19 protein-coding genes are annotated in these 20,062 nt (G+C 38.0%); 15 read left to right on the plus strand and 4 right to left on the minus strand.

What is annotated here, in order from left to right:
• Positions 1–93: 93 nt before the first annotated feature.
• Entirely contained in the window at positions 94–1,302 is a 1,209-nt protein-coding gene (locus B5440_RS12015) for a hypothetical protein (protein ID WP_070054032.1), read from the plus strand.
• A gap of 50 nt (positions 1,303–1,352) precedes the next feature.
• Here the strand turns inward: B5440_RS12015 and B5440_RS12020 are convergent, their stop codons facing one another.
• Together B5440_RS12020 and B5440_RS12025 are read right to left on the minus strand one after the other, a co-directional pair.
• Positions 1,353–2,606, minus strand: a complete 1,254-nt coding sequence (locus tag B5440_RS12020; RefSeq protein WP_070054031.1) for a S8 family peptidase — start codon at positions 2,604–2,606, stop codon at positions 1,353–1,355.
• Positions 2,607–2,805: 199 nt separating this feature from the next.
• Entirely contained in the window at positions 2,806–3,120 is a 315-nt protein-coding gene (locus B5440_RS12025; protein ID WP_070054030.1) for a rhodanese-like domain-containing protein, read from the minus strand.
• A gap of 195 nt (positions 3,121–3,315) precedes the next feature.
• Between B5440_RS12025 and B5440_RS12030 the strand changes: the two genes are divergently transcribed.
• The 14 genes from B5440_RS12030 to B5440_RS12090 all read left to right on the plus strand — a co-directional run bounded on the left by B5440_RS12030 (position 3,316) and on the right by B5440_RS12090 (position 14,062).
• Positions 3,316–3,765: a MarR family winged helix-turn-helix transcriptional regulator gene (locus B5440_RS12030; protein ID WP_070054029.1), complete on the plus strand. Its 450-nt coding sequence runs from the start codon at positions 3,316–3,318 to the stop codon at positions 3,763–3,765.
• Positions 3,766–3,767: 2 nt separating this feature from the next.
• Positions 3,768–4,400: an NAD(P)H-dependent oxidoreductase gene (locus B5440_RS12035; protein WP_070054073.1), complete on the plus strand. Its 633-nt coding sequence runs from the start codon at positions 3,768–3,770 to the stop codon at positions 4,398–4,400.
• A 34-nt stretch (positions 4,401–4,434) separates the two neighbouring features.
• Entirely contained in the window at positions 4,435–5,013 is a 579-nt protein-coding gene (locus B5440_RS12040; protein WP_070054028.1) for a YceI family protein, read from the plus strand.
• Between the two features lie 48 nt (positions 5,014–5,061).
• Complete coding sequence (locus B5440_RS12045) at positions 5,062–5,562, plus strand: YceI family protein (protein WP_070054027.1); 501 nt, start codon at positions 5,062–5,064, stop codon at positions 5,560–5,562.
• A gap of 367 nt (positions 5,563–5,929) precedes the next feature.
• Entirely contained in the window at positions 5,930–6,226 is a 297-nt protein-coding gene (locus tag B5440_RS12050) for a GIY-YIG nuclease family protein (RefSeq protein WP_070054026.1), read from the plus strand.
• Between the two features lie 63 nt (positions 6,227–6,289).
• Entirely contained in the window at positions 6,290–7,684 is a 1,395-nt protein-coding gene (locus tag B5440_RS12055) for an anthranilate synthase component I family protein (protein ID WP_070054025.1), read from the plus strand.
• Between the two features lie 33 nt (positions 7,685–7,717).
• A complete protein-coding gene (locus B5440_RS12060) occupies positions 7,718–8,284 on the plus strand; it encodes an anthranilate synthase component II (protein WP_070054024.1) in 567 nt (188 codons plus the stop codon).
• Between the two features lie 127 nt (positions 8,285–8,411).
• The gene (trpD, locus tag B5440_RS12065) at positions 8,412–9,404 is read left to right on the plus strand and encodes an anthranilate phosphoribosyltransferase (RefSeq protein ID WP_070054072.1); all 993 of its coding nucleotides are present in this window, start codon (positions 8,412–8,414) and stop codon (positions 9,402–9,404) included.
• 214 nt (positions 9,405–9,618) lie between these two features.
• The gene (gene trpC / locus B5440_RS12070) at positions 9,619–10,410 is read left to right on the plus strand and encodes an indole-3-glycerol phosphate synthase TrpC (RefSeq protein ID WP_070054023.1); all 792 of its coding nucleotides are present in this window, start codon (positions 9,619–9,621) and stop codon (positions 10,408–10,410) included.
• 220 nt (positions 10,411–10,630) lie between these two features.
• Entirely contained in the window at positions 10,631–11,248 is a 618-nt protein-coding gene (locus B5440_RS12075) for a phosphoribosylanthranilate isomerase (RefSeq protein ID WP_079711138.1), read from the plus strand.
• A gap of 196 nt (positions 11,249–11,444) precedes the next feature.
• Positions 11,445–12,626 (plus strand): tryptophan synthase subunit beta, encoded by a 1,182-nt coding sequence (trpB, locus tag B5440_RS12080; RefSeq protein WP_070054021.1) that lies wholly within the window; start codon positions 11,445–11,447, stop codon positions 12,624–12,626.
• 308 nt (positions 12,627–12,934) lie between these two features.
• Positions 12,935–13,702, plus strand: coding sequence for a tryptophan synthase subunit alpha (trpA, locus tag B5440_RS12085; protein WP_070054020.1), 768 nt, complete (start codon positions 12,935–12,937; stop codon positions 13,700–13,702).
• A 79-nt stretch (positions 13,703–13,781) separates the two neighbouring features.
• Positions 13,782–13,925, plus strand: a complete 144-nt coding sequence (locus B5440_RS15640; RefSeq protein ID WP_176728208.1) for a hypothetical protein — start codon at positions 13,782–13,784, stop codon at positions 13,923–13,925.
• 2 nt (positions 13,926–13,927) lie between these two features.
• Positions 13,928–14,062, plus strand: a complete 135-nt coding sequence (locus B5440_RS12090; RefSeq protein ID WP_070054019.1) for a 30S ribosomal protein THX — start codon at positions 13,928–13,930, stop codon at positions 14,060–14,062.
• 658 nt (positions 14,063–14,720) lie between these two features.
• Here B5440_RS12090 and B5440_RS12095 read toward each other — a convergent pair.
• The gene (locus B5440_RS12095; RefSeq protein ID WP_070054018.1) at positions 14,721–15,380 is read right to left on the minus strand and encodes a uracil-DNA glycosylase family protein; all 660 of its coding nucleotides are present in this window, start codon (positions 15,378–15,380) and stop codon (positions 14,721–14,723) included.
• 333 nt (positions 15,381–15,713) lie between these two features.
• A complete protein-coding gene (locus tag B5440_RS12100) occupies positions 15,714–19,163 on the minus strand; it encodes a pyruvate carboxylase (RefSeq protein WP_070054017.1) in 3,450 nt (1,149 codons plus the stop codon).
• Positions 19,164–20,062: the final 899 nt, after the last annotated feature.

Raw genomic sequence — 20,062 nt, forward strand, 5'->3', positions numbered from 1 at the left:
TCAGAAAGAAAGATTTTCAAAAAGTATATTTAAAAATCCAAAACACGCCTAACTAAAAAACACTTTATTCCTTAACCGGTATTTTTTAGTAGGATGAAAAAAATTATACTTTATTACTTTTTGCTTTTTGCAATCCCAGTAATTTCTCAAGTTGGCATTGGCACCACCGAACCTGGAGCACAATTAGATATTGTTGCTACAGATATAAACAATCCTTCTAAGATAGACGGAATTCTTATTCCCAGAATAAAGAAGTTCCCTTCCCAGGACCCCGGAATTGAGCAACACGGAATGCTTATTTTTTTGAGTGAAGATTTTAATAATTCTCCGGCAGGCTTTTATTACTGGCATGAGCAGGAAGGAGAATGGAAGTCTATAGTTTCAGATGCTAAAGCAGCTAATTTCTATGAGCCAAATACCACCGAGAGCCCCGGAAATATAACTGCCAATTTATTCAGAAAAGGAAATATTGGTATTGGTACTGAAGATATTGTAAGCAAACTCCAAATCGCAATAAATCCAGGGGACACACAGGATATTAAAAAAGGCCTGGAAATAGACAACAACAATCCCGAAAAAACAAAGAACACCTACGGTATAGAAATAAAAAATCGTAGTAAAACCGATGCTGTAAAATATGGTATAAAAAATCATGTTACAGGAGATGGTGAGGGTATAAGATATGGTATTTATAGTACCACCTCACAGGGAGCGAGCGGTTCGGACATTTACGGAATTTATAATTCCGTGGGGCGAACAGAAGGCGCCAACAGCTCTAATTATGGAATTTTCACAGAAATTGGAGAAACTTCAGGCAGAGGCAATATCTACGGAATTTACGCCCGTGCCGAAGGTAATTCTAGCTCACGGGTTTTTGCCGGATATTTCGCTGGCCCTGTAGGAATAGGAAAAACACCGGCAGTAGAATATACTTTACCTGATTCGCGGGGAGAAGAAAACCAGATTTTAGTTTCAGATGATTCCGGAAAAGTCAATTGGAAACACAATCATACCCGAAATTATATAAGCACAGGAAGTCAAAGTGGTACTTACACCATTGGAGAGGAAGTTTATTTCTTAAGGATCAACCCAAATGTTTCATCAATTACAATTCCTGATGCATCTATTAATAAAGGTCGGGAAATAGTTTTAATAAGTATGGGAAGTAGTAATACACCTTTAAATTTCTTAAATGGAGATAGACTGGACGATATTCAGAATAACAGTATAACAGGTATAGCAAATGGGGAGATACTCACCATTATAAGTATAGGAACACGTTGGCTACTACTTAGAAAATAAAAAAGCACCGCTTTCGCAGTGCTTTCCTAATCTATTAAATGAATTGTTTCTTAATGAACGATAATTGGATCAGCTGTTCCGTCTGGATCTCCATTAACGGTTCCATCGGTAGAAGCAGGTCCTAATAGTAAAACTCCGGCTGCGTGAGGTGAAGCCATAGAAGTACCACTAATTGAATTGTAACCACCGTCTTTCCAGGTAGAATTTACAGCAACTCCAGGAGCAGCGTAATCTACCGGAGGGTTTCCGTAGTTAGAAAAAGAAGCAAAATTATCGTTAGAATCCATTGCAGAAATGGTCACGATATTTGCGCCATTAACTCGTGCAGGAGAACTGGTATTAGCATCAGAACTTTCATTTCCTGCTGCAAGAGCAAATATAATTCCGTTTTCAGAAGCAGAAAGAATTGCACTATCCAAAGCATCAGAAGTTGGACCTCCAAGACTCATATTAGCAACATCTCCAGCGCTTCCATAAGCAGCAACGTGGTCTACACCGGCAATTACACCAGAATAAGATCCGCTACCACGGCTATCTAGAACTTTTATTGGTATCACTGTGGCTCCCGGAGCTACACCAATTACACCAATATTATTATTTAATGCAGCAATAGTTCCTGCCACGTGAGTTCCGTGTCCATTACCATCATCGGTAGACTTACCATCTCTTCCAGAGGTAAAAGCATTAAATCCTCTTGAGGCATCAACATTTAGATCTGGGTGATCTGTATCAATTCCTGAATCAATTACCCAGGCTACGTTAGAACCGGTATAAGAAGCAACGCCATTTACACGAACAATTCCGTAAGGAGTATCCTGACCGGAATCTCCACCGCTACCGTCATCCCCATCGCCTGGATCACCATCACAAGGTCCACCATTTGGAGTTCCACAAGGTGGAGCAAATTGTACTATTCTATCTTCTTCAATAAAAGCAATCTCTTTTTTCTTGCGTAGTGATTCTACCTGGTCAAGATTTAATTTAAGCGCAACCCCGTTTATAGTTTTACTATAAACTGCAAGAAGTTCGGCCTCAGGAATATTCGCATCAGATAATACTTTTTTGGTAGTGTTAGCTACAGCTTCCTGGGCCTTGGTATAACTCTGGGGATACTTGGAAGTAGCATCTCCCGTTACTTTTTTATTGAAAACAACAATATATTGGCCTTCAATAATATTTGAGGAAGAGGGAGCAACCAATTCTTCATCAATTTGCTGATCTCTTTGTTCATCTTGCGAACATGAGAACAAAAAAGTGGCAACTAATGCAGTTACCGCGAGTGGTTTGAATTTGTTTAAAATCATAAATTTAAATGTTTGGTTAAAAAAAGGTTAATAGATCGGTCAAATCTATCATTTTATCGACAAAAAACAAACTTTACGCTATAATAATTCGTAATTTAACAAATTTGATGTTTCCATAATTCCTGAATTTATTGCATAAAAAAACGCGCTATCTGGTGTTTCAAATAGCGCGTTTTCAAATTTAAAAAATTATATACTCTTAATCTTCAGACTTTTCGCCTTCCCATTCCATAAATCCACCTTCAAGGTTATAAGTATTTGCAAAACCCATCTGGTCTAATATAGTACAGGCCTGTGCACTTCGTTTTCCCGAGCGGCAATAGATATAATAATTTTTATCCTTATCGAGCTTTTCTACTTCATTTATAAACTCCTGACCTTTATAAATATCAAGGTTTTTTGCAGTTGGAATATAGCCGTCTTCTACTTCTTCTTGAGTTCTTACATCCAAAATTACTGCCTGGTCATCTTTTTCTAACTGTGATTTCCATTCTTCCTGACTAAGTTCTTTCATAAACTCCTATTTTTTCAATTTTCCCCAAAAGGGAATCCGTTAATATTTTCCTTTTTATTTTACGTAAAGATATTGAAAGTTTTAAAAAATCGCGATTTCATCCCCCTGGATTACTCATTAAAAAATTTAACATTTCATTTAAATAAAAACAATAAAACTCGTTTATATTTGTATGTACAAATGTTGTTGAAACAAATGAAACTTGAAGATCAATTAAAGACCAGTAATTTACCATTAGCTCGAAAGTTGAGTCTTGGGATATTGGTGACCGCAAACTATATAGATGATAAGGTTGCCGAAGCACTAAAACCCTTCGATATCTCCATTCCTCAATTTAATGTGCTGCGTATTTTACGCGGACAAAAAGGAAAGCCGGCTAACTTGAGCACTATTCAGGAGCGTATGGTAAGTAAAATGAGCAATACTACCAGATTGGTAGATAAATTGATCACTAAAGGTCTGGCCGAAAGAGTTATTTGCGAGGCCAATCGTCGCAAGGTAGAAATTAGCATTACTAAAGAAGGTCTTCAACTTTTAAATGAAATAGACCCTATAGTAGATGCAGTGGAAGCAAAAATGACCGAGAATTTAACCGAAGAAAACATAGAGTACATTACAAATTGCTTAAACGAAATAAGAAAATAACTATGGAAAATTATAATGAAAAATTAAACTGGCGATATGCCACCAAGAAGTTTAATCCAGAAAAATCATTAAGTCAGGATGAGGTAAATTATTTACAAAAAAGCATCCAGCTTTCGGCCTCATCTTATGGATTACAACCTTACGAAGTATTTGTAGTAACAGATAAAGAGACGAAGGAAAAACTAAAGGCAGCTGCCTGGGATCAGTCGCAACTTACCGATGCTTCCCACGTATTTATCTTCGCAGGACTTAAAAAACTAAACGAAGATTACATAGATTCTTATTTAGAGAACATCAGTAAAATTAGGGAAGTTCAGGTTCAGGATTTAAGCGGATTAAAAGATATGCTTACTTCAAACATTTTAGGAAAGTCTGAAGATCAACAAAAGATCTGGGCACAGAAGCAAACCTACATTGCATTAGGAAATTTACTTTCGGCTGCAGCTCATTTAAAGGTTGATACCTGCCCTATGGAAGGTTTTGATGCTGAAAAGTTTGATGAGATATTGGGAATTTCAGGAACAAATTTAACTACTGCTGTTATTGCCACGGCGGGTTATAGAAGTAACGAAGACCAATTACAGCACGCCAAAAAAGTAAGAAAACAAGAAGAAGAATTATTCCATTTAATATAAATCAAAACTAAATTAATTAAAATCAAAAATTGTTATGAAAAAGAATCTATTTAAAGGTGCCCTTGCATCTACAGTTATCGTATCTCTTTTATCTTTTACCAACGTAAACGCGCAGGAAAAGAAAGTTGAAGTAAAAGACAGCAACATTGAATGGAAAGGCGAAAAAGTAACCGGTTCTCACGAAGGAACTATAGACTTGAAAGACGGTTATTTCACTATGGAAAATGGGGAGCTTAAAGGTGGTGAATTTGTAATGGATATGACTTCTATTACGGTAACCGATCTTGAAGGCGAAGACAAAGGAAAGTTAGAAAGTCACTTAAAGTCTGATGATTTCTTTGGAGTGAATAACCACCCTACCGCTAAATTGGTAATTACCAGCGTTGCAAAGAAAAGCAATGATACTTATGGTGTAGTTGCCGATCTTACCATTAAAGAAAAAACAAACTCCATTACTTTCGATTTAGATATGGATAAAAATTCGGCTTCTACTGAATTAACAATAGACAGATCTAAATACGATGTTCGTTACGGGTCAGGAAGTTTCTTTGATAACCTTGGAGACAAAACTATCTACGATAACTTTGAACTGGACGTAGAATTGAAATTCTAAACTGCCCCGGGAAGAAAATTGCTATTGAAAAAGAAAAATTAAATTATTATGGAAAAACAAATAAATACCCAGGCCAGTAATATCGCCTGGAAAGGAAAGAAAGTTTTAGGTTCGCACTCAGGAACCATCGATCTAAAAGATGGGAAATTCAAGTTTGAAAACGATGAAATAGTAGGTGGCGAATTTGTAATGGATATGACCACAATTACTGTAACAGATCTTAAAGGAGATGATAAAGCAGGATTGGAAGGTCACTTAAATTCAGATGATTTCTTTGGAGTAGATAATCATCCAACATCAACCCTGGTAATTACCAGCGTAGCCAAAAAAGATGATGGCACTTATGGTGTGGTTGGAGATCTTACAATTAAAGAAAACACCCATCCGGTAACTTTCGATTTAGATTACAACAATAATACTGCTACTACCAAATTAACAATAGATCGTTCTAAATATAACGTGAAATACAATTCCGGTAGCTTTTTTAGCGGACTTGGAGATCAAACGATTTACGATAATTTCGATTTAAATATTGAGTTAAAATTCTAATAATTAGACTGCACAATTCCAGCCGGAAAAGTTAAATTTACTTTTCCGGCTTTTCTTTTTATAAAACCGACTTGTTTATTTAAAAGAGGTTTCTATCTTTGAAGCAATAAAAGCCAACAAATGGCATTTATTATATTTTATGAAAACAATTACAACAAATACCTGGTGGTGGAAAAATTTACGTCAAACGTCGTGAAGTAACATCGCTATAGTATAATCTCATACAAAAGGCTTGTCTCACGACAAGCCTTTTTTTATTTGGTATATAGTCATTTCCGCGAAGGCGGAAATCTCAAAAAACACAGAATTAAGAAATACGATAAATTAAAAAAGACTCCACTTTTTAAGAAAGTGACAGAAATAAATTATGAACAACGATTACCAATATCACGTTTACATAATTACAAATCGTAAGAATGGAACACTATATATTGGGATTACACGAAACTTGAAACAAAGGTTATATCAACATAGAAATCGAAACCTAAAAAGTTTTAGCAGCAGATACCGACTTAGTAAACTAGTATTTTATGAAAAATTCGAATATCCTTCGTTGGCGATTAAAAGAGAGAAACAACTTAAAAAATGGAATCGACTCTGGAAAATAAACCTGATAAACGATTTCAACCCCGATTGGGAAGATTTGACTGGAAGATTTAAATAACTCAAATAGAAACATACTAAAATAGACTCCCACCTTCGCGGGAGTGACAGAAATAAATAATTTATGTATCAACTAAAGACAACCTATAAAAAACTCCTTGCCGATACCATTACGCCGGTGAGTGTTTATTTAAAAGTTCGGGACAAATATCCTAACAGTCTCTTGCTGGAAAGTAGTGACTATCACGCCAACGATAATAGTTTCTCGTATATATGCTGTAATCCTATCGCTTCTATTAAAATTGAAAATGAAGTGATTACCGAAGTTTTTCCTGACGGAAGTAAAAAAACAACAGAGATCACACCTGGAGTGAACGTGCCGCAGCACATCCAGGAATTTTCAAAGCAATTTAAAACTGAAGACTCTGATTTTAAATTCATCAATAACGGACTTTTTGGCTATATCGCTTATGACGGAGTTCGGTATTTTGAAGATTTAGAGATTAAAAAGCGAAATGGTGATCTTAAACTTCCGGATATCTATTACGCGGTTTATCAAAATATCATAGCTATAAATCATTTTAATAATGAAGCTTATATTTTTGATCATAGCTACGATACCGATTCAAAAATCGCTGAAATCGAGCAACTGATAAAAGTAAAAAATTTCGCGACCTATAATTTTGAACGCCAGCAGGAACCAATTTCTAACCTTACAGACGAAGAATTCAGGGAAAATGTACGGCTAGGAAAAAAACACTGCTATCGCGGTGACGTTTTTCAAATTGTGCTTTCGCGCAGATTTTCTCAGAAATTCAAGGGAGATGAATTTAATGTTTATAGGGCTTTACGTAGCGTAAACCCTTCGCCCTACCTTTTCTATTTTGACTACGGAAATTTTAAAATTTTTGGAAGTTCGCCTGAAGCACAATTGGTGGTTCAGGATGGGCAGGCAGAAATCCATCCAATCGCCGGAACTTTTAAACGTACCGGAAACGATGAAGAAGACGCTGAACTAGCCAAAAAACTTGCCGCCGATGAAAAGGAAAATGCCGAACATGTAATGTTGGTTGATCTGGCTCGTAACGACTTAAGCAGACACGGTAATAATGTAAAAGTGGAAAAATATAGAGAAATCCAGTTTTTCTCCCACGTGATTCATTTAGTAAGTAAAGTAACCGGCACTAAAGATCTAAAAACACCAACAATGCAGGTGGTAGCCGATACTTTCCCGGCGGGTACTTTAAGCGGGGCGCCAAAGCATAGTGCGATGAAACTCATAGAAAAATACGAAAATGTAAACCGTGATGCCTACGGTGGGGCAATCGGTTTTATGGATTTCCACGGAAATTTTAACCACGCGATTATTATTAGATCTTTTGTAAGTAAAGATCACCAATTGCATTATCAAGCCGGCGCAGGTGTCGTTTCAGAATCTGTAGAAGAAAACGAATTACAGGAAGTTTATAATAAACTAGGAGCACTAACCAAGGCATTAGATATCGCTGAAGATATTTAAAGAAATTAAAAATAGAATTTTACAACAGGTAGAATGAAAAAAATATTAGTTATAGATAATTACGATTCTTTTGTGTACAACCTTGTACATTATTTAGAAGAATTAAACTGTGAAGTCACGGTTATACGAAACGACCAATTAGAGCTGGAAGATGTAGAGAAATATGCTAAGATCTTACTTTCTCCCGGCCCCGGAATCCCCAGTGAAGCCGGATTATTAAAACCTATCATAGAAAAATATGCTTCTTCAAAAAGCATCCTGGGCGTGTGTCTCGGGCAACAAGCCATAGGTGAAGTTTTCGGCGGGACCTTGGGCAATCTGGAATCTGTTTATCACGGCATCGCCACCACGATGGATCTTTGTGTAGACGACGAACCACTTTTTAAAGATCTCCCAAAAACAATGAAGGTAGGCCGGTACCATTCCTGGGTAGTTTTAAAAGAACTTCCAGATTCTCTGGAAGCTACTTCCTATGATGAAAAAGGACAAATCATGTCGCTTCGCCACCGCGAGTTTGATGTACGTGGAGTGCAGTTTCACCCAGAATCGGTATTGACTCCAGATGGAAAAAAAATGATTCAGAATTGGGTAGAATCGTAGTCATTTCCGCGCAGGCGGAAATCTCAGCGAAGCGATTAGTATTAAAATAGACTCCCACCTTCGTGGGAGTGACCGGAAGAGTAATAAAATAAAGATTCCCGTCTTCACGGGAATGACAAAATTAGATATGAAAGAACTACTAAATAGGCTTATTAATCACGAAACTATCTCCAAAGATGAAGCGAAGCAGGCGCTTTTCAGTATTTCCAATGGAGAATATAACGAAAGCCAGATCGCCGCATTTCTCACCGTTTATATGATGCGTAGCATCACCATTGAAGAATTGGAGGGATTTCGGGATGCGCTTTTAGAACTTTGTGTAGCCATAGATTTAAGTGCTTATAACCCTATAGATCTCTGCGGAACCGGTGGTGATGGCAAGAATACATTTAATATTTCCACTACTTCATCTTTTGTTACGGCAGGAGCGGGAGTAAATGTGGCGAAACACGGAAACTACGGAGTTTCTTCGGTTAGCGGAAGTTCAAATGTTATGGAAAGCCTGGGAATTAAATTTAGTAATGATGCCGGATTTCTGGAAAAATGTATCGCTGAAGCAGGAATTTGCGTGCTACACGCTCCCCTATTCCACCCGGCAATGAAAAACGTCGCGCCAATCAGGAAGTCGCTTGCGGTAAAGACTTTTTTCAATATGCTTGGGCCAATGGTAAATCCTGCTTTTCCGCAAAATCAGCTTGTAGGAGTTTTTAACCTGGAATTAGCAAGAATGTACGGTTACTTATATCAAAACACCGATAAGAATTTCACTATTTTGCATGCTTTAGATGGTTATGATGAAATTTCCCTTACCGGAAATACCAAAACCATTTCCAATAATTCTGAAGGAATGCTGAGCCCGGAAGATTTCGGAGTAGAAACTTTAAATCAGGAAGAAATTGCCGGTGGCGGTTCTATAGAAAGTTCAGCAGAAATCTTTGTGAATATATTAAAAGGAAAAGGTACCCAAGCCCAAAATAACGTGGTTTGCGCTAACGCAGGAATGGCGATTGCCACTGCCAAACAAATTAGTGTCAAAGAAGGTTTTGAAACTGCCCGGGAATCTATAAATTCAGGGAAAGCTTTAAAAGCCCTGGAGAAATTACAGGAATTGAGCAAGTAAACTACTTCGGAGCAAGCTCACGAAGCATTATTATTGAAAAATATAATTTGATTTCGACGCAAGCCTCGCATTAAAAAGAGGCAGTAAGTCTTATCATCGTCAAGCTGAACTTGTTTCAGCTTCTAACGTGTTTTGATTATTAATCAACTTAGATCCTAAAACAAGTTCAGGATGACGTTTTAAAAAACTTTAACAACAAAGATTATTCGAAAAAATGAACATTTTAGACAAAATAATAGCCGATAAACATAAAGAACTGGTCTTAAAAAAACTGGTTGTTCCCGTGTCACAATTGGAGCAATCGGCACTTTTTGAGCGCGAAACAGTTTCCCTGGCAGAAAAATTGAAAACCAGCAAAACCGGAATTATTGCTGAACATAAAAGACGTTCCCCTTCAAAATCGGTTATTAACCAGGATTTAAATGTTGAAGATGTAGCCAAAGGTTACGAGAACGCAGGAATTTCGGGAATGTCGGTACTTACAGATGGAAAGTATTTCGGCGGATCTTTAGACGACTTACTTTATTCCCGTGCGGCGGTTAAAATGCCTTTGTTGCGAAAGGAATTTATTATTGACGAATATCAACTTTTGGAAGCAAGGGCTCACGGCGCCGATGTGATTTTACTTATCGCTGCGGTGCTGGAAAGGAAAGAAATCAAAAGACTTTCAGAATTTGCAAAAAGTATAGGCCTGGAAGTATTATTGGAAGTGCATAACGAAGAAGAATTGCAAAAGTCTATTATGCCTAGTTTAGATATGTTGGGTGTAAATAACCGGAATTTAAAGACTTTTGAAGTATCTACCGATATTAGCAAAGAACTTTCAGAAAAGATTCCCGATAATTTTGTAAAAGTTTCTGAAAGCGGGATTAGTTCGGTGGAAGCTATCAAAGATTTACATCAATTTGGTTACAAAGGATTTTTGATCGGAGAGAATTTTATGAAAACTAATAATCCGGGCAAAGCTGCGGCTGAGTTTGTGAGAGAATTGAGCACGTCACCCTGAATTTATTTCAGAGCCTGCCCCGATTTTTGATCTGGGGTCTAAGCTCTTATCGATTCTAACATGTTAGAAGCTGAAACAAGTTCAGCTTGACGTAGATGACCTCAGAACAAGCTCAAGAGGTATTTATTGAAAATAATAATTCTTATTTTGAGACAAGCCTCGAAATATTAAATCTCAATTATCGAGTAAAATGAAAAACATCAAACTCAAAATCTGTGGGATGAAGCATCCCGAAAATATCAGCGAAGTTGTAAAACTTCAGCCTGATTATATGGGGTTTATTTTTTATGAAAAAACTCCCAGATATTTCGAAGGTAAGATGCCAGAGATTTCTTCAGCAGTAAAAAAAACAGGAGTTTTTGTTGATGAAGAGATCAATATTATCCTTGATAAAATTAAAGAACACGATCTAAATGCTATTCAGTTACACGGTGAAGAAAGTGCGGCTTTTTGCGCTGAATTAAAAACCCTTTTGATTGAAACCGAGGTGGAAGTCATAAAGGTGTTTTCTATTAAAGACGATTTCGATTTTGAACGTTTAAAGGAATATGAACCTGTTGTAGATTATTTTCTTTTTGATACTAAAGGAAAAAACAAAGGCGGTAACGGAATTACCTTTAATTGGGAGGTTTTAAAAGAATATCCTTCAAAGAAACCTTTTTTTCTAAGTGGAGGAATTGGAGCGGAAGAAGTTGAAGCTATCCAGGAACTTAAAGCCTATTTTGAGGAAAATGCTAAAGAAAATTTGCTGTATGCCATAGACGTAAATAGTAAATTTGAAGAGGAAGCCGGTTTTAAAAATATCGAAAAACTAAAAGAATTTAAAAAGCGATTTTAATAATAACAATGTCATTGCGATACCGATAGGGTGAAGCAATTTTTTGTTTAAAATTATAAAGATTGCCACGGGCGATGCCTTAAAATGATAGAGAAAAAAATATTCGTGCATTCGTGGCGAAAAAAATAGATTCTGAAATAAATTCAGAATGACGTAAAATTAGTGCACTTGCGGCACTCAAATAAAACAAATAAAAATGAGCTATCAGGCTAACGAAAAAGGATATTACGGTGATTTTGGCGGAGCTTTTATTCCCGAAATGCTCTATCCCAATGTAGAGGAATTGCGCTCGCAATACCTGGATATTATGAAAGAAGAGTCTTTTCAGAAAGAATTTAAAGATCTGTTGCGTGATTATGTAGGGCGTCCCACACCTCTTTATTATGCTAAACGTTTTAGCGAAAAATACAATACAAAAATATACCTTAAACGGGAAGATCTTTGCCATACAGGTGCTCACAAGGTAAATAACACCGTTGGTCAAATTCTAATGGCAAAACGCCTTGGCAAAGACCGTATAATCGCTGAAACCGGTGCCGGTCAGCACGGTGTAGCTACGGCTACTGTTTGCGCGCTTATGGGCATTGAATGTATTGTCTATATGGGCGAAATTGATATTGAACGACAAGCCCCAAACGTGGCTAGAATGAAAATGCTTGGAGCCAAAGTAGTTCCGGCAAAATCGGGGAGCCGAACTTTAAAAGATGCTACGAACGAAGCGATTCGTGATTGGATCAACAACCCGCTGGATACTCATTACATCATTGGTTCAGTGGTTGGGCCTCATCCCTACCCCGATATGGTGGCGAGATTTCAGGCGGTGATTTCTGAGGAAATTAAAGTGCAGTTGAAGGAAAAAGAAAATCGAGAAAATCCCGATTATGTAGTCGCCTGTGTAGGTGGTGGAAGTAATGCAGCCGGAATTTACTATCATTATTTAGACAATCCGGAAGTTGGGATTATTGCGGTGGAAGCTGCCGGAAAAGGTATACAAAGCGGTGAAAGTGCCGCGACCTCAGCTTTGGGAAAAGAAGGCATTATCCACGGTAGTAAAACGCTGCTGATGCAGACCGATGACGGACAAATTACTGAACCGTATTCAATCTCTGCCGGACTTGATTATCCGGGTGTGGGACCAATGCACGCCAATTTATTTAGAAGTGGCCGTGGAGAGTTTATTTCAATAACCGATAAGGCCGCGATGACTGCAGGCCAGGAACTGGCAAAACTGGAAGGGATTATTCCTGCCATTGAAACCTCTCACGCCCTGGCGATTTTTGAAGACCGAAAGTTTAAAAAGGATGATATTGTAGTGATCAATCTTTCCGGACGTGGAGATAAAGATTTGAGTACGTATATTGATTATTTCGATTTGTAAAAAGATTAGACCTCACAGGTTTTGGAAACCTGTGAGGTCTCTACTAAACTATTAAAAAGATTGCCACGGGCGCTGCCCTCGCAATGACGAAGAAAATATTAGTGCATTCGGGGCAAAAAAATAAGACAACAACTTAGATTCTGAAATGAATTCAGAATGACGTATACAGTAATATAGATTGCTACGAGTGCTAAAAATTTAGGAATAAAAAATATTAGTGTATTCGTGGCGAAAAAATTGAAAACAAATTAGATTCTGAAATATCCCGAAGTTTCGGGACAGAATGACGATTTATAAGAATATTGAAAATGAACAGAATAAATAAAAAACTTCAGGAAGAGCAAAAACTACTGTCTATCTATTTTACGGCGGGTTATCCTGAAACCGAAGATACGGTTTCGATTCTTCAGGAACTGGAAAAAAATGGTGTGGATTTTATAGAAATTGGTTTACCGTTTAGCGATCCGCTTGCTGATGGGCCTACCATTCAGGAAAGTTCTACCAAAGCCCTGAAAAGTGGAATGACCACCAATAAACTCTTTGAGCAACTTAAAGGAATTAGGGATTCAGTTAAAATTCCGCTGATTATTATGGGATATTTTAATCCAATTCTTCAGTATGGTGTAGAGAAATTCTGTGAAAAATGTGCTGAAACCGGCATTGACGGACTTATAATTCCAGATCTGCCGGTAGATGTTTATAATGAAGAATACAAGTCGATTTTCGAGAAAAACGGGCTTCAGAATATTTTCCTGATAACGCCGCAAACTTCTGAAGAGCGTATTCACTTTATAGATTCAGTTTCTAACGGGTTTATCTATATGGTAAGTACCGCGAGTGTTACGGGTTCTACGTCCGGATTTAGTGAAGAAACCAGGGATTACTTCAAAAGAATTTCAGCAATGAAACTTCAAAACCCGCAAATTGTAGGCTTTGGAATTAGCGACGAAGAAACTTTTAACCAGGCTACGGAATATGCAAAAGGCGCCATTATTGGTTCGGCGTTTATCAAGCACCTAAATGCTAATGGGAAAAATAATATAGCCGATTTTGTAAAAAGCATCAGGCCGGTTTAACCAAATTCTAACATGCTCTTAGGAGGTTTTTAGACTCTAATTTCTTATCTTAGAATTGAATCAAAAAAAAACAAGAATTATGGGAGGCCCAATTGAAGAAAATAAAAAAGAAAGAACTAAAGATCAGGAAAATCCAACCAATCCAACCGGAGACACAAAGAAGCGGACAAATGAGGTGGATTATGACGAAAAGACCATAAAAGACCAACAAAACAAAAAGTAATTATGGGTCGTGGTGATAAAAAAACAAAAAGAGGAAAAATTGCGATCGGTACGCATGGGAAATTAAGACCTAAACGTAAAAAGTTTAAGGTAAAACCAACCACCATGGCCGAACAGGAAAAGAAAGAATTACAGTAGTTATAAGTTGACTACGTCTGAAAACCCTGAATTTGAAAGTTTTTACTTTTAGATTCAGGGTTTTTGTCTTTATTGACCTTTTTTTATATCATATTTATTTATTCGTCACCCCGAATTTATTTCGGGGTCTAAGTTGAAATCAAGTTTATAATTTCAATCATGTTAGATCCTGAAACGAGTTCAGGATGACGTAGCATTCGTCACCCCGAATTTATTTCAGAGACTGCCCCGATTTTGCATCGGGGGTCTAAGTTGAAATCAAGTTTACATTTTTAAACATGTTAGATGCTGAAACGATCCCGAAGCTTCGGGACAGCGTGACGTGGGGTTCGCTCGCGATGATGGTAATGAGACTGCCGCCACAAATACACGAATATTTTAGTTTCGTCATTGAGAGGAGGCGCTAGCCGACGTAGCAATCTGTTCTTGATTAGGATTCGCTGAATTACTGTTTTTCAGTACCAGGTTACGTTATTAATGCTATCGCGTCAGTTCGAGTGACGGTATTTGGGCTGAAAGCGAAAATAACGGCGTATCGAGAACCGTTGGAAGTTCTAACTAACATTACACTTCTAGATACTTCCGACTCAATTCGGAAACTCGAAGTGACGGAGGAAACATAAGCACAGATCGCCACTCGAGATGACAAACAACTACTTCAAAACCACTCTCTATACTGCATCACTCTAAAATCTATGGTATTGAAATCCTTATTTTTTTGCTTTAATTGTTTATAAAGCTCCATACTGCCAATAGCACGATTGGCTGAGCCCGAAGGTGCAGTTAGAGAGACCGTTTTTATAAGTCGGCCGTTGAGTACAAACTGGTGGATCCTGGGCACCTCGTTAGAAATCACTTTTAACCTAATATCACTTTCAGCTTCTTTTAGATGTCTTCTGAAAAAATACTCAGGGCCGTTTTTGGAATTTCCGCCGGTAAAAAGCAGAGTGTCGATTTTTATGTTTTCTTTTAAAATTCCAATCATATTCCTAAGCTCCACCTCTTGCATTCCAAGATCTGAAGCGTCTATTTTTTCCCTTCGGCTGCTTTCTACTATATCACAGATACCAATTCCTCTTTTTTCAAGAAAATCTTTACGCTGATTTATAGCTGCTTCCGTAGTTTCAAATTTAAGATCGAGATCAAAAATATTATCTAGAACGATCCATAAAAGTCCGTCGCGACTCCCGTAACAAAAATTAACGTCTCCTTCCTTAAATTCCCCTTTCGTAAATCTTGGGGGTGGTAAAGTGCCTACTATTAGTTTTGTAGCGTTTTCCGGAATAAAAGGTTTAAAAGGATGTGTGTGGTGAAACATTGTGCTCCGCGTTTATTGTTTTGGGTTTGGTGTTTATTGTTTGCTTTAAATTTTAAACCGGCCTACCGAAAATTTATCGTAAAATTTGAAGTGATGGCACCGTAAAATTTTAGGCTGTTTGAGCTAAAGATATTTCTTTATTCAGGTGAATTCTTATAGCGAGTTCCTAAAATTTAGGTGCCGAACGATAAATTTAGATAAAGTTTCGTAAGCCTAGATTTTACTTGTATCCGACGAGTAAAACGAGAGGAATACATAGCTTTTCATCAATGGAAAAAAGAACAAGCATAAATTATTTATTACAGAATTGGCACTTTGTTTATTTTTTGAGATTTATTTAAGTTTAATAACCAAATCATCGGCAAAGACCATGGTGCCTTCTTTATGGATTATTTCATCAATTTCGCCTTCCTTATTAGCGGTGATGGTTGTTTCCATTTTCATGGCTTCAATCACAAATAAAGGTTCATTCTTTTTTACTTTCTGTCCTTTTTCGACTAAAATGGAGGAAATAGAACCCTGAATTGGCGCACCTACTTCTTTATCGTTCGATTTATCGATCTTTTGATGAACCACTTTTTCAACCTTAACCGACTTATCCTGAATTTTCACCGTTCTGGTCTGGCCGTTTACTTTAAAAAATGCATCTACAAGTCCGTCTTCATCTGCAGTTCCTACCGATAGGAATTCGATAAGGAGAGTTTTTCCTTTATCCATTTCTACGGTAATCTCTTCTCCGGGTTGCATCCCATAGAAGAAATTAGGAGTAGGAATATTCATCACTTCCCCGAATTTTCTATAATGATTAAAATATTCGGTAAATACTTTTGGATATAATTTATACGAAAGAAAATCGGTCATTTCCAGTTTTCGGCCCATTCCTTCCTTGAAAATATCGCAGAATTCCTTAAACTCCTTTTCAAAATCTATAGGTTCCAAATGCGCATTAGGCCTATCGGTATAAGGTTTTTGATCTTTTAAGATGATCTTTTGCACCTCAGCAGGAAAACCGCCGTGAGGTTGCCCTAAATCGCCTTTAAAGAAATTCACCACCGATTGAGGGAAGGAAAGGTTTTCGCCCTTTTCCATCACATCTTCTATACTCAAATTATTACTCACCAGGTATTGCGCCATATCGCCCACTACCTTACTACTTGGAGTAACTTTAATAATATCACCAAAAAGTTTATTCACTTTAGAATACATCGCGGTAATCTCGTGAAATCTGGAAGCCAGGCCTAAAGATTCGGCTTGTGGTTTCAAGTTAGAATATTGTCCCCCTGGAATTTCGTGTTTGTAAACATCGGCAGTACCGGCTTTAAGTCCACTTTCAAATGGGAAATAATACTTTCTTACCGCTTCCCAATAATGCGAATATTCATTGAGCTTCTCCATATTGAAATCGACTTTACGCTCACCAGATTTCGTCATTTCCACGAGGGAATTAAAATTAGGCTGCGAGGTAAGCCCCGAAAGTCCACCGAGCGCAACGTCTACCACATCCACCCCGGCCTCTATGGCTTTTAAATAAGTAGCCGCCTGTATAGACGAAGTATCGTGAGTATGCAAATGCACCGGAATATTAATCTCTGATTTTAATGCGGAAACCAACTCCCCGGCAGCATACGGTTTAAGCAGCCCGGCCATATCTTTTATCGCTAAAATATGCGCCCCGGCATTTTCAATGTCTTTTGCCAGCTGAAGATAATACTCCAAATTATATTTGCTGTTTTTGTCAAGTATATCGCCGGTATAACAAATGGAAGCTTCAGCAAGGCCTGAAGTATTTTTACGTACATACTCTATACATGGCGCAATTGATTTCATCCAGTTTAAAGAATCAAAAATCCTGAAAATATCCACCCCGTTTTCCCAGGCTTCAGCTACAAATTTTTCGATCAAATTATCTGGATAAGCGGTATAGCCAACACCGTTTGAACCTCGCATGAGCATTTGCAGCAAGATATTTGGCATCGCTTTTCTAAGCAATTGCAAGCGCTCCCACGGGTTTTCTTTTAAAAATCTAAGGCATACATCAAAAGTAGCGCCTCCCCAAACTTCCATACTAAAAGTTTCAGGATGATTTTTAGCAAAACCTTCAGCTACTTTCAGCATATCTGTACTTCGCATCCTGGTGGCGAGCAAACTTTGGTGCGCATCTCTAAAAGTAGTATCGGTAAAATGAATTTTCTTTTCATTTTTTAACCATTCGGCAAACTTTTCGGGGCCTAACTCGGTAAGCAGATCTTTGGTTCCTTTTGGGTAAGCGGCATTGCGATCAAAAGCAGGAACATCGGCTTTTATAAGTTTCGGTTTTTCTATTATTTCTTTTACATCGGGATTTCCATTCACCACAACATCACCCAGAAATTCGACCATCCTGGTGGCACGGTTTCGGGTTTCTTTCAGTTTAAATAGATCGGGATTATTGGCGATAAAATTTACCGTTACGCTTCCTTCTCTAAATTTTTCATGCTGAAGAATATTATCTAAAAACGGAATATTGGTTTTTACGCCCCTAATTCGGAATTCAGCTAAAGCCCGTCGCATTTTACGGCAGGCGCCGTCTAAAGTTCTTCCGCTAGCAGAAACTTTTACCAACATAGAATCAAAAAATGGTGAAATAGTAACGCCCTGGTACAAACTACCTGCATCAAGCCTAATTCCGAATCCAGAGGCACTTCTATACGTGGTAATCGTACCATAATCGGGTTGAAAATCGTTGGCGGGATCTTCGGTAGTAATTCTACATTGCAGCGCAAACCCGTTGGTGCTAAGCGATTCCTGATCTTTAATTTTTATCTGCTCGTCACTTAGTTTATATCCGCCGGCAATAAACAACTGCGCTTTAACCAGGTCTATTCCGGTAACGACTTCGGTAACGGTATGTTCTACCTGAATTCGTGGATTTACCTCGATAAAGTATATACTACCATCGTGATCTACCAGGAATTCTACTGTCCCAATATTATTATAATTCACCGCTTTACAAATATTCACGGCATACTCATAAAGTTTCTCCTTGGTGATTTGATCAAGGTTATACGAAGGCGCGAATTCGATTACCTTCTGGTAACGACGTTGTACCGAGCAATCGCGCTCAAAAAGGTGCACCATATTCCCGTGGTTATCTCCCACGATCTGGATCTCAATATGCTTCGGATTTTCAATAAATTTTTCAATAAAAACGGTATCATCTCCAAAAGCATTCAGCGCTTCGCGTTTAGATTCTGAAAAAGCTTTTCTTAATTCAGCTTCTTCTCTAAGCACTCGCATTCCACGGCCTCCACCCCCGCTGGCGGCTTTCAGCATAATGGGATAGCCTATTCGGTTGGCTTCTTCTATGGCAATATCCAGACTTTCCAGATCTTTTTCGTTACTCTGAATCACCGGAACATTGTTCTTCACCGCTACTGTTTTTGCGGTTACTTTATCGCCCAGGCTTTTTAATACTGAAACTTCGGGCCCAATAAAAATAATATCATTGTCTTTACAGGCTTGTGCAAAATCGGCGTTTTCAGAAAGAAATCCGTAACCGGGATGAATAGCATCAGCCCCTACTTCTTTGGCGGTGTTGATTATCGCATCTATATCCAGGTAAGGTTTTAAGGGTTCCTTGTCGGGGCCTATTTGGTAAGATTCATCGGCCTTGTAGCGGTGCAGCGAGTAGCGATCTTCAAAGGTAAAAATACCTACAGTTCTAATTCCTATTTCGGTGCAGGCTCTAAAAATTCGAATCGCGATTTCCCCACGATTGGCCACCAATACTTTTTGAATCTTCATTTTTTTAATTGAGTTAGTTAGCAATAGTTAGTTGTTGCCGTAAACTATTAAAACATTCAGAAGAAAAGGTGGTTTATTATGCTAAAATTTATATAAAAGTTTTTCGGTTCTGAGTTATCGGTTATCAGTTGTGAGTTGTCGGTTGTGGGTTTTAAAAAATATCCTGATTTCCGCCTCTTTATTCTTTTCTCTCTTCTCTTACTTCTTCACTCTTCACTAAAAAACTAATCATTAAAATGAAACGCCACGAATACACGAATATTTAGTTTCATCATTGCGGGGAGGTGAAAGCCGACGTGGCAATCTGTTCTGTGTGGATTCGGTTGTGAGTTGTCAGTTGTGAGTTGTCGGTTTCCCGTGTTTGTTGTTTGGGGTTTATTGTTTCGCGTTGGGAATCATTGCGAGGACCGCGGTAGTGGGACGTGGCAATCTGTTCCGGAATAGTTGTGGGTTGTCGGTTTGTTGTTTGGGATTTATTGTTTCAGATTGCGGGTTTAAAAATTCCCTGATTTCTGCTTCTTATTTCTTTTCTCTCTTCTCTTACTTCTTCACTCTTCACTAAAAAACTAATCATTAAAATGAAACGCCACGAATACACGAATATTTAGTTTCATCATTGCGAGGAGGCGAAAGCCGAGGTGGCAATCTGTTCTAGACCAGTTGTGGGTTGTGAGTTGTCGGTTTGTTGTGTGGGGTTCATTGTTTCGGATCGCGGGTTTAAAGATTCCCTGACTACTGCCTCTTTATTCTTTTCTCTCTTCTCTTACCTCTTCACTATTAACTCTTCACTCTTCACTCTTCACTTTTAACTTTTAACTTTTAACTACAAAGCACTTCTCGATACTTCCGACTCACGTCGAAAACTCGAAGTGACAGAGGAATTCAAACAAAAGATCGCC

It is taken from the genome of Salegentibacter salarius (genome assembly GCF_900168265.1).
GTDB lineage: Bacteria > Bacteroidota > Bacteroidia > Flavobacteriales > Flavobacteriaceae > Salegentibacter > Salegentibacter salarius.